Origin of the sequence: Nostoc sp. (assembly GCF_036917635.1) — a bacterium.
Taxonomy (GTDB): Bacteria; Cyanobacteriota; Cyanobacteriia; order Cyanobacteriales; family Nostocaceae; genus Nostoc.
In genome coordinates this window covers 71,270-88,755 of sequence record NZ_JBALCW010000097.1, presented here as the reverse complement: position 1 = coordinate 88,755, position 17,486 = coordinate 71,270, and the positions used below count along the sequence as shown (strand labels likewise).

Annotated in this window: 13 protein-coding genes and 1 pseudogene; 4 read left to right on the top strand and 10 right to left on the bottom strand. The window is 42.2% G+C overall.

Annotated elements, in window-relative coordinates; all coding sequences use genetic code 11:
* Positions 1-621 precede the first annotated feature (621 nt).
* Together V7K32_RS23500 and V7K32_RS23495 are read right to left on the bottom strand one after the other, a co-directional pair.
* A complete protein-coding gene (locus V7K32_RS23500) occupies positions 622-2,067 on the bottom strand; it encodes an FAD-binding domain-containing protein (protein ID WP_334996465.1) in 1,446 nt (481 codons plus the stop codon).
* A gap of 94 nt (positions 2,068-2,161) precedes the next feature.
* On the bottom strand, positions 2,162-3,454 hold the full coding sequence (locus tag V7K32_RS23495) for an APC family permease (RefSeq protein WP_334996463.1): 1,293 nt from the start codon (positions 3,452-3,454) through the stop codon (positions 2,162-2,164).
* 340 nt (positions 3,455-3,794) lie between these two features.
* Between V7K32_RS23495 and V7K32_RS23490 the strand changes: the two genes are divergently transcribed.
* Entirely contained in the window at positions 3,795-4,238 is a 444-nt protein-coding gene (locus V7K32_RS23490) for a TOBE domain-containing protein (RefSeq protein WP_334882419.1), read from the top strand.
* An 84-nt stretch (positions 4,239-4,322) separates the two neighbouring features.
* Here the strand turns inward: V7K32_RS23490 and V7K32_RS23485 are convergent, their stop codons facing one another.
* Positions 4,323-6,917, bottom strand: a complete 2,595-nt coding sequence (locus tag V7K32_RS23485; protein WP_334996461.1) for a beta strand repeat-containing protein — start codon at positions 6,915-6,917, stop codon at positions 4,323-4,325.
* Between the two features lie 1,255 nt (positions 6,918-8,172).
* Between V7K32_RS23485 and V7K32_RS23480 the strand changes: the two are divergent.
* From V7K32_RS23480 to ftsH4, 3 genes and pseudogenes are all read left to right on the top strand, one after another.
* Positions 8,173-8,259: pseudogene (locus V7K32_RS23480) on the top strand (high light inducible protein); the annotation flags it as partial.
* 47 nt (positions 8,260-8,306) lie between these two features.
* On the top strand, positions 8,307-8,492 hold the full coding sequence (locus V7K32_RS23475; RefSeq protein ID WP_229489614.1) for a DUF2949 domain-containing protein: 186 nt from the start codon (positions 8,307-8,309) through the stop codon (positions 8,490-8,492).
* 88 nt (positions 8,493-8,580) lie between these two features.
* Positions 8,581-10,446, top strand: coding sequence for an ATP-dependent zinc metalloprotease FtsH4 (gene ftsH4 / locus V7K32_RS23470; RefSeq protein WP_334996458.1), 1,866 nt, complete (start codon positions 8,581-8,583; stop codon positions 10,444-10,446).
* A gap of 83 nt (positions 10,447-10,529) precedes the next feature.
* On the opposite strand, the gene moeB is transcribed toward ftsH4, so the two are convergent.
* The 7 genes from moeB to V7K32_RS23430 all read right to left on the bottom strand — a co-directional run bounded on the left by moeB (position 10,530) and on the right by V7K32_RS23430 (position 17,389).
* A complete protein-coding gene (gene moeB / locus V7K32_RS23465; protein ID WP_334996471.1) occupies positions 10,530-11,705 on the bottom strand; it encodes a molybdopterin-synthase adenylyltransferase MoeB in 1,176 nt (391 codons plus the stop codon).
* A gap of 114 nt (positions 11,706-11,819) precedes the next feature.
* Entirely contained in the window at positions 11,820-12,050 is a 231-nt protein-coding gene (locus V7K32_RS23460) for a hypothetical protein (protein ID WP_334996456.1), read from the bottom strand.
* A gap of 630 nt (positions 12,051-12,680) precedes the next feature.
* A complete protein-coding gene (locus V7K32_RS23450) occupies positions 12,681-12,860 on the bottom strand; it encodes a hypothetical protein (protein ID WP_334996454.1) in 180 nt (59 codons plus the stop codon).
* Positions 12,861-12,911: 51 nt separating this feature from the next.
* A complete protein-coding gene (locus V7K32_RS23445) occupies positions 12,912-13,133 on the bottom strand; it encodes a ferredoxin-thioredoxin reductase variable chain (RefSeq protein ID WP_442938795.1) in 222 nt (73 codons plus the stop codon).
* 833 nt (positions 13,134-13,966) lie between these two features.
* Positions 13,967-14,794 carry a FecR family protein gene (locus V7K32_RS23440; RefSeq protein WP_334996450.1) on the bottom strand — a complete coding sequence of 276 codons (828 nt, stop codon included), beginning with the start codon at positions 14,792-14,794 and terminating at the stop codon, positions 13,967-13,969.
* A gap of 18 nt (positions 14,795-14,812) precedes the next feature.
* Positions 14,813-15,187, bottom strand: a complete 375-nt coding sequence (locus V7K32_RS23435; protein WP_334996448.1) for a hypothetical protein — start codon at positions 15,185-15,187, stop codon at positions 14,813-14,815.
* Between the two features lie 342 nt (positions 15,188-15,529).
* Positions 15,530-17,389: a CHASE2 domain-containing protein gene (locus V7K32_RS23430; protein ID WP_334996446.1), complete on the bottom strand. Its 1,860-nt coding sequence runs from the start codon at positions 17,387-17,389 to the stop codon at positions 15,530-15,532.
* Positions 17,390-17,486 lie beyond the last annotated feature (97 nt).

Here is a 17,486-nt window from a genome sequence, read left to right as displayed (position 1 = left end):
AAGTAGTGGATGCACCGCTCACCTGGAGTAGCAGCAAAAATGCTAACCCTCCATCATACCTCATTTTTCGTTCCAATTAAGATGCGTTTGCCCTGATGGCGATCGCATAAATTGAGTTTTTCTTTGCGCTGATCTTCTTGTGATTCCTAGCCATTAATCTAAAACTATTGAGAATCAGACTGTGAGAAAACCTACGCTAGAAGAGTGGAGAACTGACCGTGAAAATTTAGGCAGCCGACGGCTGCCTCTAACTCCCCCTCACAATGATTATCATTTTCATGCTGAGTGAGATTTAATTTCCTCAAAGCCCTATGTAGTTTGAGTCTTGGTGTATTTCATCCTGATTCAGGCTCGTCAATATTTAGATGCGTTTGCCCTGCTTACTTATCAGGTTCGGTTAAACACTTATAATATCTGTAGGTTGGGTTGAGGAACGAAACCCACATTTTATTTTAGTTTGTAGTAAGGACTTTAGTCCTTTCTGCAATACGCTACGCGGTAAGCGCAGCTATGCCCTTCATTGCTTTACAAAATCAGACCTGAAGTCCTGACTACAAACATTTTTGAAAGAATGTTGATTAGCTGGACATACTATAAATAAACATTAAAAAACTCACAATTTTACTCACCACTCCCAACGGTTTTTTGCTGTTGATAACGGAGTTTAAACTGCTGTTGCTGTATTCTATGATCCACAATAGCTTCAGGATAGCCAACAGCATGACGCTCTAAAGATGGAATTTTACCAGTAACTAAATATTCTGTATCTACAGACCGCAATTCTGATACCCATTGGCGAATATATTCCCCCTCTGGATCAAATTTTTGTGTTTGACTGGCTGGATTAAAAATCCGCACAGGTTTAGGGTCCATGCCGCTAGAAGCACTCCATTGCCAACCGCCATTATTAGCAGATAAATCACCGTCAATTAGGTGCTGCATAAAGTATTTTTCTCCCAATTGGGGATTAATTAGCAAGTCTTTGGTAAGGAAACTGGCAACAATCATTCGACAACGGTTGTGCATCCAGCCACTTTCATTCATCTGGCGCATTGCTGCATCTACAATGGGATAGCCAGTTCTCCCCTCACACCAAGCTTGGAAGTGTTCTTCGTTAGTTTGCCAAGGAAAGTTTTTAAAAGTGTCGCGGAAAGCACCATCAGCTAATTCCGGAAAGTTATACATTGCATGTTGATAAAATTCCCGCCAAGCTAATTCTTGTTGCCATGTGCGAATATTAACTGCTGTTTCCTCACTGCGGCTGTTTTCTAGTGCTTCTATAGTGGTTTGCCAAACGGTGCGAATGCCAATTACGCCAAATTTTAAAGCTGCACTCAGTTGCGATGTTCCGTCCACTGCGGGAAAATTTCGCTGTTGTTGGTATTCAGTAATAGCTTTAGCAGTAAATTCTTCTAGCCGTTCTTGCGCCGCCGCCTCACCCGGTGAAATAATCAATTCTCCATCCCAAATAAATCCTAAATCTTTGGCTGAAGGTAGGGGTAAGGCTCCTGCAAGTTTAGCAATTTCCTGTTCAGCTTCTGTTAATCCCTCAACATTTTGCAGAGTTTCTACTGGGTTCGCTTTTGGTTTGGTAATCCAATTTTTCCAAAAGGGGGTGTAAACCGTGTAAGGTTGATTGCTACCGGTGCGTAATTGCTCTGGGGAATTGAGGATTTGATCCCAATTTTGGTTAAGAAACTGAATACCTTTTTGTTTGAGGGCATTTATAATGGTGCGATCGCGTTCTTGCGAATAAGGTTCTACATCCCAATTCCAAAAAACAGCTTTGGCATTTATTGCTTCTGCTAAAGCTGGTATCCCTTGTACAGGATTGGCGTGGAGTATTAACAATTGGCTACCAACTTGGGCATATCGCTCTTGGAGTTTCTGCAAACAGCCAATCATATAAGTTATTTTCACAGGAGCAACATCATCCCGTTCCAGAATATTTGGATCGAGACAAAACACGCCCACCACTTTCGGACTCTGTTGTTTTGCCGCAGCCAGTCCCGTATTGTCAGAAATGCGTAAATCGCGCCGATGCCAAAACAAAATTAAGTCAGACATTCCATGCTATATATAGTTCACCCGTACTAGCTTAAATGCTAGTGGTACCAATGAACATCATTCTGGCGATAAATTTCTTCTTCCCCTACCCCCTTCATGATCCTTGAGCGATCGCTCGGCGAATTTTGTGCCAAATTAACCCTGCGACAATCAACCCTAAACCCACTTGCCAAATTGCAGATTCTACCCAGAAAGCCAGAAAAAGGCAACTTACAAGACCTAACCAACCTATCCATACAGGATAGAGTCGCTCTGATGGGGTTAGACGCAAGGCGGCGAAGCTGGTAATTGCGTAATAAATTAAAACACTAAAGGCACTAAACGACCAGGTAGTTTTGACATTACCCAACAGTACTAATAGAGCGATCGCTATTCCGACAAATATCACAGCCCAGTATGGGGTTGTCTGTTCTTGGTTAAGCCGCGCTAAGAATTTTGGAGCATCTGAACGCCGTCCCATTGCCAGTAACACCCGAGATAAGCCCAAAATCAGGTTCAATAGCACGCCTAACATGGCTGTCACTGCACCAATCCCTAAAACCAAAGCACCACCGGAACCGGCAACGCTGCGGACTGCCACTTCTAGGGGCGCTGCTGTCTGCCCTGTGCTACTACCCAAGACATCTGCCCCCACAGCCCCAATACCAACTATCGCTACTGCCATGTAAAGCAACATTGTCAACAACAGACAGACAATCATCGCTTTCGGAATCGTTTCCCTGGGGGAGCGGGCTTCCTCCCCCATTGTGGCAATGCGCCCATAACCTGTGTAGGCGACAAACATCAAGGCGCTAGCATGAAGTACTGCTGCTGGGGAGGTTGTGAAAAAAGGTGTCAAATTCTTAATTCCCACCTCAGTAGCACGGGGTAGACAAGCAAGGATAAAGAAGCCTAAAGATAGCAGCGTTACCGACACAATCACCGTATTGGTTACATTAGAGCGGCGGATACCACTTAAGACAACCAACGTCATCATCGCTACAGCTAAGAGGGCTGTAGGAACTACCCAACTGGAACTCAAACCCCCAATATTCAGCAAGTAACCAGCAAAACCTAAAGCGGCGGTTGCGGCTGAGGCAGTCTTTGCTACCAAAAACATCCACCCGGCGGTGAAGCCCAAGGCGGGGGTAAGATATTTGTAACCATATTCATAAGTGCCACCACTGACGGCATGATTAGCTGCTAATTGGGCGCTGTTGAGTCCATTACAACTGGCAACAATTGCCCCAATTGCTACCGCCAAAATTACCCCAGAACCTGCAATCCCTGCTGCAATCCCGATAGTGACAAATACACCCGTCCCGACAATCGAACCCAGTCCCATCAAGGTTGCACCAACAACCCCTAACTCTCGTTTCAGTTGGGGTGGAGAATTTGTGGCGGACATCTTTGATCTCCCTGTTTAGATTGCAAGATGTAGCGTTCATCAGTGAGGATATCACGACACAAAGGCTTGCAGACAATCATAATTTTGATCCCAAAATAAGCCAGCATAGATTTTTTACCAAATAAGTTGGTAGAAAATATGAATCCTTACTTAATATTAAGTAACAAATTGTTTTGTCCCTAAAAAAAATAAATATTTATGTAGTTAAATGTATGGGATTAGTTGAGAAATTATCTATAAAAATGGAGAAAATGGTTCCGAAAAAATATTTTTATTAAAATAACACATCGAATTTATAGTTGGTAGAATCATACCAAGAATAACCAAAACTGATAACATTATGCCAAGAAAAGAACAAGGATGGGTCACATTTCAAACCTCAGAGGACGAGCGAAAGATTCTGGAGGAGTTCTGCGAACAGTCTCAACGAACTAAGACTGAGATTCTGCGGGAACTCGTGCGTAGCCTTAATCAGCACTCATCAGCACCGATATCACCATCAATTCAGCAGGAAAAACAGGAAGATATTTACATTCAAAAGCCTGATATAGAAAGTACTATTCAAAAGAAATCACTAAAAGTTAGTTCTCGCAATATTCTCAAAGGTATCGTTAAACGAGTTGTTTATGGAGCAGTTAATAGTGAAGTGACTCTAGAGATTATTCATAAAGTAGAATTAACCTCGATTATTACTAGAGCTTCCGCAGAAGAGTTAGAACTATCTGCGGGAAAAGAAGCTTATGCAGTGATTAAATCTAACGATATTGTCATCGCTAGAGAATAGAAATACGTTGATTTTAAGCGTTGGACTTAAAAAGATAAATTATAGCAGACTTCAGAATTCAGAAAACAGAATTTCTGTATGCTCCTACGCTTGCACGATAAAATCTGATGCACTCAGAGTTGGGGCACCAGTAAGAGTTGCAAATAGACCGCCGCTACCAAAACCAGCTGCACTGCCATTTTGATTGTAGAACAACTGGCCACTCACAGCGTCGTAGATAATTTTCGCCGTGCTAGTCGCCCCGGAACTGGTGATTTTAAAATCATTGATATTGCTAAAACCTGTTCCTGGAGTTGAAGTAATAGCACTAAAAGTAGTTTTATCTAGGATAATTTTATCAGCTTCGGAACTCTTGAAATCAGCGATCGCATCTACACCAACGGCACTTAGGGCAAAAGCAGCATCGGTATTGTAAAGGAATTTGTCAGCACCTACACCACCAATGAGAATATCATTGCCTACACCACCCACAAGAGTATCATTGCCCTCTCCACCAATGAGAATATCATCGCCTGAACCGCCCCGCAACACGTCATTGCCACTCAAGCCATTGATAATATCGTTACCCCCTTGACCATTAATCACATCATTGGAGTTGTCAAAACCTGTAATATTATTGTTTAAATCATTGAGGAAGGTGACAGTGTTTTTGTTGAAAATGCGAGCTTGAGTAGAGTTGGCATCAAGCACATCAAAGCTATCGGCGATGTTGCTTTGCCCATCAAACTCTATATTGCCAATCGCAGGGCTTGCTTCAGAAGCAAACAGATTATCGAGGTTTTCTAATTTGAAGTTTTGCAGAGTGACTTTGGTAGAACCCACATTTTCAAAGGTAACTTCTAAATTGTTACCATTTTGAGCTAATTGCAGATTTTGGGCAGTTAAACCATTACCTGTAAATTGCAAGGTGTCAACATTTGCAATCACTGCTGCTGAAGGATTTGAACCTTTCCCAACGCCAGCAAAATCGGTGATGGTGTCATTACCATCGCCAAGGCTAATAAGAAATTTATCTTGACCGCCGTTGCCTGTTAGGGTATCGTCACCAGTTAACCCATCGATGATATTGTTGCTTGGTGAACCAAATAAGTTATCTGCACCAGGAGTTCCAGTCAGGTTGACAGAGGTGTTGCTACTAGCAATATTCCTTCCCCCAAATACCACATAGCTTTGCCCAGCCGCACTGTTGCGGTTGGGGTCGGCAAATACTGCCCCAATAATCAGGTCGTCAATGCCATCGTTGTTGATGTCCCCAGCATTGCTGACTGAGTTGCCTGATACGTCACCTTCTGCAATACCGTTAATTATAAAGCCATTAGTGCCATTCAAATCAGAGAGATTGAGGGTGCCGCCACTGCCCAGATTCCTCCCCCCAAACACTACATAGCTTTGCCCAGCTTGAGTTATACCGTTGGGGTTGGCATTTGGTGCCCCAATAATCAGGTCGTCAATGCCATCGTTGTTGATGTCCCCAGCATTGCTGACTGAGATGCCTGAGTAGTTATTTCCTGCAATGCCGTTAATTATAAAGCCATTAGTGCCATTCAAATCAGAGAGGTTGAGGGTGCCGCTACTGCCCAGATTCGTCCCCCCAAAGACCACATAACTTTGCCTAGCTTGAGTGATACTGTTGGGGGAGGCACCAGATGCCCCAATAATCAGGTCGTCAATGCCATCGTTGTTGATGTCCCCCGCATTGCTGACTGAGGAGCCTGAGTAGTCATATTTTGCAATGCCGTTAATTATAAAGCCATTAGTGCCATTCAAATCAGAGAGATTGAGGCTGCCGTCACTGCCCAGATTTGTCCCCCCAAACACTACATAGCTTTGCCCAGCTCGAGTGATACCGTTGGGGGAGGCATCAGATGTCCCAATAATCAGGTCGTCAATGCCATCGTTGTTGATGTCCCCTGCATTGCTGACTGAGGTGGCTGAGAAGTCATCTACTGCAATGCCGTTAATTTTAAAGCCATTCGTGCCATTCAAATCAGAGAGATTGAGGCTGCCGCCACTGCCCAGATTCTTGCCCCCAAACACTACATAGCTTTGCCCAGCTTGAGTGATACCTTTGGGGGAGGCACCAGATGTCGCAATAATCAGGTCGTCAATGCCATCGTTGTTGATGTCCCCTGCATTGCTGGCTGAGGCGGCTGAGTAGTCATCTACTGCAATGCCGTTAATTTTAAAGCCATTAGTGCCATTCAAATCAGAGAGGTTGAGGCTGTCGCCACTGCCCAGATTCTTGCCCCCAAACACTACATAGTTTTGCCCAGCAAGAGACTTGCTGTTGGGGTCGGCACCAGCTGCCCCAATAATCAGGTCGTCAATACCATCGTTGTTGATGTCCCCTGCATTGCTGACTGAGTTGCCTGAGTAGTTATTTGCTGCAATGCCGTTAATGAAAAAGCCATTAGTGCCATTCAAATTAGAGAGGTAGAAGGTGCCGGTGCCGCGACTGCCCAGATTTGTCCTCCCAAACACTACATAGCTTTGCCCAGCATCAGAGTTGCCGTTGGAGTCAGCAAAAAGTGCCCCAATAATCAGGTCGTCAATGCCATCGTTGTTGATGTCTCCCGCATTGCTGACTGAGTGGCCTGAGAAGTCATCTACTGCAATGCCGTTAATTTTAAAGCCATTGTTACCATTCAAGTCACTGAGATTGAAGAATGAATTAGCCATAATTTTCTCCTATGTTTATTTGTTGTTAGGGACTTCCAAATAAAAAAATACTCAACTACTTCTTGTGGGGTGGGCAAGATGCCCACCCCACAAGATTGGGTAATTTATTTCTTGGAAGTCCCTTAGTCACGGAGTGGGCTTTAAGCTTCTGAGCTTGAAGTTCCGTGTTCCAAGGGCGCACAGATGTACATTGGTGCCAATGAAGAGACAAGGGACAAGAAAAAGGCCAGCACATCATAATTCGTAATTCGTAATTCGTAATTCGTAATTAAGAAATTCAATTACGAATTATGTTGATAGCAATTTTTGGGTATCATTTAGTCAAAAGATTTGACTTTGATATTTTGGAAAACACTTAGATAATCTTATGAATATATAAGTATTGTCAATAGGGTAAGTGTAATTATGGTAAAGTTATAGTTAACTTTATAAGGTGCAAAGTAAAGTTTTTGTGTAAGCGTAGCCCGCACAACTCTTGGAGACGCTCTTGCTAGCTTGCTTCTTTGAAGGAGTACGACATGGTTCGACTCCGCTCACCAGGCGCTCACCAGCCGCTCGGTGACCATCGTAGATATTGCTCTCTCCAGATTGTGTACGTATCTATCTAAAGATATAAATCATTGGTGAAAAATGAACATAAGGGACTTCCAAATAAAAAAATACTCAACTATTTCTTGTGGGGTGGGCATCTTGCCCGCCCATATACAAGGGCGGGCGAGACGCCCACCCCACAAGATTGGGTAATTTATTTGTTGGAAGTCCCTAAGACGGAGATATGGAAGATAACACAGTGATTTATCTTTGCCTCTCAGAATCTTTGCGTCTTCTTTGACAGCATTCTCTTCACTAAGGAATATGAATTAAATAACATCCAAATATGGTTTTTAACCTCACCCCGCCTTTGACTTTCGTCAAAGCCTCCCCTCTCCGAACTCACGGACAGGGGCTGGGGGTGAGGTTTTGTACTTAATTAAATCCGCGCTCCTAAAGTTTTCTCATTTTGAGTCGTATTAACTCTTTGAGTACGGTAAACCGTATTTGCTCGTTAGTTCCCAAAGATTAATTTAATTGTTAAGTTTAGTTACATAAATAAAAAAATGCTGCAAACATTGCTAAACGGGAAAAATTATGAGAAGCGGTAATATCCTTGAGGAACAAGACAAATTGAACGACTCTGCGCGTAACCCTTAGCCTAGTTTGGGCGGGTACGCCAGCACCTGGGATGTACATCAGGCAAGAATCTTAGCTTAGTTTGACTAAGTATGCCGAAAAACTCAATAGTCGCTTGGCAATGATTGGGTTTATGTCTCTTATAGTTTTAGAAATCTTGACTGGTGTTTAATCAAGTTTCTTGAGCTAACTCAAAAATAAGATTTAATTAACATTGTTATGAAAGCTACAGATAAATTGGTACATTTTTTAGAACAAGAGTTGGGTATTTCTGGTGGAGCAATTTCTCTTGCTTTGCGACATTGTGAGCAGACCCCCAACTTTCTCGCTATGACCCTCTGGCAGTATGGACTGGTAACACTGGATCAGTTAGCCCAAATTTTTGATTGGTTAGAAACAGTATAAGCTGCTTCAACTATTTGGATGGTAAATAACAGACTTTCTGTAAAAGTCACATTCTCAACAGTTTTCATTTTAAGGATTAGTAACATCAATGCCAATTAAAGAACAGCCTAAGTCACCTCGGTTTCGGATTATTGCTAATATATTACTGGCAGTATCAGGGCTATTTTTGCTCTTAAATTTATTTTTGCCTGGTTTATTTGCTTCTGGGCCGAGTGGTGTTCCCTACAGCTTATTTATTCATCAAGTACAAGAAGGGGAAGTTAGCCGCGTTTCCGTTGGTCAAAACCAGATTATTTACCAACTAAAAGCAGAAAATGCCGAGCCGCCCCAGGTGTTTGCAACTACACCAATATTTGATTTAGAGTTACCCAAACTGCTAGAACAAAAGGGAGTTGAATTTGCTGCTACACCTCCACCGAAAAATACTTGGTTTACAACCCTCTTAAGTTGGGTGATTCCACCACTGATTTTTATTGGTATTTGGCAGTTTTTTCTCGCCCGTGGTGGTGGCGGTGGCCCCCAAGGTGCGCTTTCCATTGGTAAGAGCAAAGCTAAGGTTTACGTTGAAGGCGAATCAGCTAAAATAACCTTTGCAGACGTGGCTGGGGTAGAAGAAGCGAAAACTGAGTTAGTGGAAATTGTGGATTTCCTGAAGACTCCGGCACGATTTACGCAAATTGGCGCTAGGATTCCCAAAGGTGTGTTGTTGGTTGGCCCTCCGGGTACTGGTAAGACACTTTTAGCGAAAGCCGTAGCCGGAGAAGCAGGAGTTCCATTCTTCAGTATCTCTGGTTCGGAGTTTGTAGAATTGTTTGTGGGTGTAGGATCTTCTAGAGTGCGGGATTTGTTTGAGCAGGCAAAAAAACAAGCTCCCTGTATTATATTCATCGATGAATTGGATGCGATCGGTAAGTCGCGTAGCAGTAACGGCTTCTACGGTGGTAACGATGAGCGAGAACAAACCCTCAACCAGTTACTAACAGAGATGGACGGGTTTGCAGCTGGAGATGCAACGGTGATTGTACTAGCAGCTACTAACCGCCCGGAAAGCCTTGACTCTGCATTGCTGCGTCCAGGTCGCTTTGACCGCCAGGTGTTGGTAGACCGTCCCGATTTATCTGGTCGGGAAGCAATTCTCAAAATTCACGCTCAAAAGGTAAAATTAGGAGATGATGTAGATTTAAGAGCGATCGCTACTCGTACCCCTGGTTTTGCTGGCGCAGATTTGGCAAACTTGGTCAATGAAGCGGCATTATTAGCAGCCCGCAATATGCGTCAAAGCGTTGCTCAAGAAGACTTTGCCGAAGCAATTGAGCGGGTAGTTGCTGGTTTAGAGAAAAAGAGTCGCGTGATGAACGAGACTGAGAAAAAGATTGTTGCATACCATGAAGTCGGTCACGCAATGGTCGGGGCGCTAACAACAGGAAACGGTCGCGTCGAAAAGATTTCGATTATTCCTCGGGGAATGGCAGCTTTAGGGTACACTCTGCAATTACCAACTGAAGACCGCTTTTTGATGAATGAACAGGAACTGCGGGGTCAGATTGCAACTCTATTAGGTGGACGTTCCGCCGAAGAGATTGTGTTTAACAGTATTACAACAGGTGCTTCCAACGATTTGCAACGAGCAACTGACTTGGCAGAACGGATGGTAACAGCTTATGGTATGAGCAAAGTCTTAGGACCACTGGCTTACCAACAAGGACAACAATCGATGTTTTTGGGTAATGGTGGGGCTAATCCTCGGCGGGCGGTGAGTGAAGACACATCAAAAGCTATTGATAGCGAAGTCAAGCAAATCGTGGAAACAGCCCACGAGCAAGCCCTAGAGATTCTCAGACAGAACCGAGACTTGCTAGAAGCGATCGCTACTCAACTCTTAGAAACAGAAGTCATTGAAGGCGAAAAACTGCACAGTTTGCTGGGTCAAATTAAAGCCGTAGCTAATTCGTAATTAAGAAAGTCAGGTTGTAAATTCAGAGGTACGCAGAGAATAACTTTGCGTACCTCTGCGTTACTTTGCGTTACTTTGCGTTTTTAATACTCTGGAACAGAAGGATCAATTTCTCGACTCCAAGCCGTAATTCCGCCTTTGACATTCGTCCCAACAATCCCGGCTTCTTTGAGAATAGCCAGGGCTTTTGCCGATCGCCCGCCCATCTTACAATGAGCAATTAAGCGGTGTCCGTTCAATATTTCCTTCACTTTGGCAACGCCATTGCCATTTTCAATGTCTGGTAAAGGCACCAACACTGAACCAGGAATTTTGGCAATGTCGTACTCATTGGGGTTGCGGACATCTAGTAGTATAAAATCCTTCGCACCACTATCAAGCAACTCCTTCAAATCCTTAACGGTCATTTCTTGCATTTCCATCTGCTGTTTAGCCTCCTCTGCCTTAGCTTGTGGAATTCCGCAGAATTGTTCGTAGTCTATCAGTTTTTCAATCACAGGGCGAATTGGGTTAGGACGCAGCTTCAACTCCCGGAATTTCATATCTAAGGCGTTATATAGCAGCAACCGTCCACTTAGGGTATTACCTTGTCCCAAAATGATTTTGACAGTTTCCGTTGCTTGAATTAAACCAATAATTCCGGGCAAAATTCCCAATACGCCACCTTCTGCACAAGAGGGAACCATCCCTGGTGGTGGTGGTTCTGGGAAAAGGTCACGATAATTTGGCCCACCTTGGTAGTTAAATAGAGTAGCTTGCCCTTCAAAGCGCAAAATTGAACCGTAGACGTTGGGCTTATTCAGCAATACGCAAGCGTCGTTAACTAGATATCTGGTGGGGAAGTTATCAGTACCATCTACCACGATATCATAAGGTTGAAGGATTTCTAGGGCGTTTTCGGAAGTTAGGCGGGTTTGGTATAAATCAACCTGACAATAGGGGTTAATTTCGTGAATCCGGTTTTTTGCCGATTCAATCTTAGGTTTACCTACCCAGGATGTACCGTGAATAACTTGGCGTTGTAAGTTGGAAGTATCGACAACATCAAAATCAACAATTCCGATACGTCCAATACCCGCCGCCGCCAAATATAAAAGTAGTGGTGAACCGAGTCCACCTGTACCGATACACTGGACACTGGCAGCTTTTAGGCGCTTCTGTCCTTCTAATCCTACTTCCGGTAAAATCAGGTGTCGGGAGTAGCGTTCGTAATCGTCTTTAGTCAACTGGATTTCATCCAGATTGGGATTGAGCGACATACCATGTACCAATAGTTTCAAGGTTTAATCTAGTAATTTTAGTATTAAAATAGTAATTTAGTGCCTAGAAGTAAATTTGGGTACTTCTTTTAGCTGTTTTTGAATAGTAATACTCTAGTTTATCACCAGGCTAGTCAAAGAGAAAGATTCCCTCACCCATACATCAGAAGTTGTCTTGGCTATCACGGCATCTATCCGGTGATATGGGGAGTCGGGTTTGTCTACCTTCACTCGTTCCCCTTCTATCCAAAAATCATTATTTTTATTACTTTTTACCTCAAACCCGAATGGCACTAAGAAAAGCTCTAAGTTATGTAGAATAAGGGCTACAGCTTTAATGCTCACTCCCGCAGTCATGGCATGAGTCAGGCGATCGCAGATGGAGGAATGATGTAGGGTTGCCCAAAAATTTTTGGAGGTAGAAAAAGCTTACTCGTCCATGAAATACTTTTTTGAGACGAATAAGCCAACATCATAACCACCACTGTGACACTAAGAGTACAAATCCTCAAGGATAAATTTAGTCAGAGTTTAGGACTACCGTTTAAAGAATTGTTACCATAATCAGTAATAAGACTTGCCATCTCGGAGCTAAAAATAAAATATAAAAAGCGGTTATTTGACCCATTCGTAACTTTATGGGCATTTTTATCTCAGGTTCTAGATAATGACAAAACTTGCCATAATACTGTGAGTAAAATAATTGCACATTTGGCTGAGGAAGAAGTAGAAGTTCCCTCAACAGATACGAGTGCTTACTGCCAAGCTAGGGCAAGACTTCCAGAGAAATTATTGAAAAATATTTTCAATTTCTCTGCACAAAGCCTTCTGTACTCACAATACATATCCCACACCTCCATCAGGGATAGCTGAGGCTTAGGTGGTAACTGTCCTCCTGATGTGACAGCACTCTCTACTATTTTTAAATCTGTTCTTAGTTTGTACTCAATCAATATTTCGTTAAACCGTTTCAGATTAAACATCCCACCCATCAACTAGTGGGATACCCGTTGCCTTTTTCACCTGATTATTCTCACCTGGGAACGGTGAACGCGGAAAACAAGCCTTCACACATCCACCGTCAGTCCTGATGGTTACTAACCCCTTCCTAGCCTTACCCGTTGGTGTTTTGCCGCTATTTACTATAATGCTCATTCAATGCTCAAAAATAAAATTGCTAGGCTTCTATGAACCTAGCAACAAGCATTATATCGTCTCTAACTCATTTTCACGTAAATGGGCTTTAAACTTTTTACTAAACTGGACTACAATCGGCAAATTAGCGCTTACTGGTCTGTCTCGCCATTGGGTGGCAATACCTACTACATCGCCTTCAGTGCCTTTGATGTCAAAAGGCTGATTCCGATGTTCAGGATGATGATACACTACTACCGAACCTTTAACGCGGACGCGATCGCCAACTTTCATAAGAACATTTACACCTAGCATTTTCTTTTCCACAAGTATCTGCTACAAAATATATGATTAAATCGCTTAGAATTTGATTTAATCAGCTATTTCTTGACGCTTCATCGGGGTGCAACGGCGCATTTAACCCTCTGCGTCCAGGCACGTTTTAGCAATCCGTGCGTACTTTTTTTAGTTTTTTGCCGCGTTAATGCCTATCGTCCTTACCCTCTGTGTTTACCCTAAAAGTAGGGAAATGAAAGGAAATAAGCCGATATCAGATGTGCTTAATACTGTCACAAGATATCTAACCCTTTTATCTTCAGGGTAACTGAAACTCTAAGTCAAGAAATTTTACAGAATTCAGTAAACAGCAGGTTTACCTAAAACAGCAACTGCCCTTTGCACTTCTTGCAAGTCGAAGGCTGTTTTCGATAAAATCTCATAGCGATACCTTCGGTGAGCTTCGCTAACGCATCGACATTGACACACCTTACACTTAGTATTTACAACGACTAATAATTACTTTCGTAGTGTTTTCAATCCTCCCCCGAAGAAATGATTATCATTATTGCTTAAGTATGGATTCTTGGTTTTTGTTGATTAATTTATTTTTTCGAAGTCCCCAATCCCAACATTTGCCATAGGTTAGAAACAAATGACTTGGGTGGAATATAAACAGTAGGGGCGCACGGCTATGCGCCTCTACTATCATCAATTTAGAGAAAGACCATCAATTTAGAGAAAGACCCAGAAATGGTCGCCAAGTTTAGGGGCATGGCAGTGCCATACCCCTACCGATGTCCCTCACATAAACGAGAACCGCTATAACCATCCCAATTACTCCTCAAAATTTAAGGAACTGCCAGTTGATATAGTTGTTTTGTCCCTAACGGTGTTGATACTGTAGCTTCTACTTTGCGGTTAGAAGGTAAAGGAACAGTAATATCAAATCTGCCATTTGAATCAACATTTTGAGGCTGTAGATTAATTAGCAGTATATTTACCGGATCAACAGTACCAACAATTTGGACTTGTTTACCTCTAGCTAGAAGTTGACTAACATTCAAACGAGTATCTTCTCGCAAAGGAACTGCTGGTAAGGGTGGTTGTCCAGGGATAGTCAGATTTTGAAATCCAGCTTCTACCAGCACTGTTTCTCCTTGAGCAGAGGTAGCTACTGCTCCTTTTTTAGTTCCAATACCCATTTTCCCGTCATTTTGAACGCTCACACCAAACTCAGTCCCTCGGACTCCAGCAACTCCAGCCGGGGTTTTAATTTCTACACGAGAGGCATTATTAGTTAGGGGACGAACTTGTAGGTTTATTTGGCCAGACAGGACAAGTAATTCTGTAATGCGTTCGCCTTTGTTGCCTTTTTCCAGCTTTTGTACGGTTATAGTTGTGTTTTCAGCAACTTTAACAAAACCAGTACCTGTATCAATTCCCAGGACTACACTAGAACCTTGTTTGGTGGTGATGGTATCACCGACTGATTGTAATCGCATTCCATTGTGGACTGGTTGAGATGTTTGTCCACGGGAATAAATAACTTGTCCCATAGGACGGCGTACTTCTAGCCACTGCTCGCTCTTTACCCTCAGTGGTTCAGCCGCTAAAGCATGAATTGCAATAACTAACCCAACCATAACCACCATCAAACCTGTCCACCAAGCTTTCATAAAACTTTCTACCTTTACTCAATGGAAATAGACGACTCTTGCATCTAACCCGTGGGATCTCAACACAGAAGATAAACATTCCGCTTCATGCCTATTTGCAGATCCTCCAGCATAGACATAAGCACCAAGCCTATGGTGTGCTAAAAATGCGTCGGTAACATAGCTTCTGACAACATTTAATAACTGCTCTGATTTACCGGGAACAACGACTACATAATGACGATTTGGTACTTTCCCAATGACAATAACATCTCCCTGTCGGAAACTATTAACAGAATTGCTAACTTCTGGTAAGCTTTGAGAAATACATGAGCGTGGTTGTGTCCAACCCTTAGATAATAGGGTGTTCCATAATAGAGTTGTGAGTATTGCTGCAACTATATATCTATTCACTTACTTATAATATTTTACACTTTAGAGTTTATCTGAAAATTATTCAGTTATAAATATATGACTAATATAAAATTTTTAAGTTTCTAGTATCGGTTTTCAATACTTCTATGTTGAATCCACTGAGTTTTTAACCAAATTTAGGGGTTTAATTCAAGAGCCTAACGACGGCAGAACGTTTTGGGTCGGGGCTTGTCTTACAAAGTTGCTCCTCTTGAGTCCGACACCAAGACCGTAATACCGCGTTAAATCCGCCGAACCTGAACCCAAACCATTATCACAACAGCACTCTTCTTCACAAAAGTTAATTACGAATTATGTTGCCAAGGGTTGCCGAAATATCAATTATTTAATCTCAGTCACAGAATAAATCATAGTCAGTTTTTGCCTTCCTCGCAGTTTTAACTCTTGCACTTTTTGTGTATAAAAATCATCCTTAATTATCTGGTATGTTGTCTCGCTAACTAAGATGTTTTTAGGATTTCCTTCTTGCGTATTTTTATTGAGTTGCTCCAAACGAGCAGCAATATTGACAGCATCTCCTAATACAGAATAGTTTAATCGTTGAGATCCGCCAATACTACCAACAACTACTAAACCTGTATGAATACCGATACCAATGTGAATCGCAGGTTGTGAAAGCTGTTCCAGTTCTTTATTTAATAGTATTAATCTTTCCTGCATAGCCATGGCCGCAGAGACGGCATTAATGGCATCTTGCTGAATTTCTTCTGCTTGGGTGTGGGGTAAGGGAATGCCAAAAACAGCCATAACGGCATCACCAATGTATTTATCAATTACTCCATGATGCTGGTGAACACATTCAGCCATTACCCCCAGATAGGTGTTTAACCAGTTGAGTAAATCTCGTGGCTTCATGCCTTCAGAAATTGTGGTAAAGCTGCGGATATCGCTAAATAAAACCGTTACTACCATTTCTTTGGCATCTAGTTGGCCGTTTTGGAAAATTTCGGTGCGATTTTGCCAGATTAATGCTGCTGTCTCCTGAGAAACGTGACTAGCAAATAAACTCATCAATTGTTGTTTTTCTTTTTGTTCTTGCCACTGCACACTTAACCCAGCTAAGAGAATAGTACCAATAGGTGCAGCAGTAGGCAACCAAAGATTAATGGTTGTAAGGGCTAATACTGATAAACTAAACCAAATTAGGGGTAGTAGTCCTAGTAGCAGAATTCGTTGGTAAAATTTTTGGGGAGTTAGTATTATGCTTGCCGTAATACCTACAATAAGTAGTAGCAAAAGTTCAAATTGCCAAGGTAATATTCGCAGAAATCGCTGGTTGAGTAGATTATCCAGGATTGCGGCGTGTATATAAATACCAGAAGTGGGTACTGTTTGCTCGAAGGGAGTTTTGAGAGGATCGTTTGTACCAGTAGCAGTTAATCCAACTAAGACAATTTTGTTTTTAAGTTTGGCTATATCTATTTTTTTCTGTAAAACATCGGCAAAAGAATAGGTGGGGATTTTCTGTGTTGGTGCTACCCAGTTAATCCAGACGGATTTTTTGCTCATTCCTGATTGCAGAGATGGAATTGTAATTAGAGATTTTTGGTTTTTATTTGTGTTTGCTGTGAAGGTCTGCTGCACACTATTGTTGTATGTTTCTATTAACTTAATGCCCAGAGAAGGGAATTGATCGATGTAGAGAAAAGATTGCCGAGTGATGCCATCAAAATCAGCATTATTGGCTATGTGTCCTTTGCTAGTGACACGATCTAAAATTGCCACAGGATGTAGGGTTTGTTGTTGTAGACTAGGGGCAACTGCTAAGACAACTGTACCGTTAATCGCCATTGCTTCTGCTAGTTGAGCATCATAATTTGTGGGTTCGGTAAAAAGAATATCAAAGCCAATCGCTGCGGGAGGTGTAGCTTCTAGAGTTTCTAATAATTGAGTATAGCGATCGCGTGATAAGGGAAACTGCCCATATTGTTGTAATGTCCGATCATCAATACCAATTACTGCTATCCGTTGATCCCAACTAGAATGCGGTAGATAGTTACGGGTGCGGAATATTAAGTTAAATCCTAATAATTCTAAGCTATTCCAAGCACTTACTTGCCATAATCCCACTGATAAGAATGCAGTCAGCACCCCAGGAACAAGTGGATATTTTTCTAAGATAGAGTTTTTAAGGGATTTATAAGTATTTCGTAGAGATTGTACCCGGATATTTAAAGCCATTTTATGATAGTCTCCTCAGAGATATATTTATCATATAGGTTAGGATGGAAAATATGGAAGAGTAAAAGCTATATAGGTAGTTTTTATACACTAATTA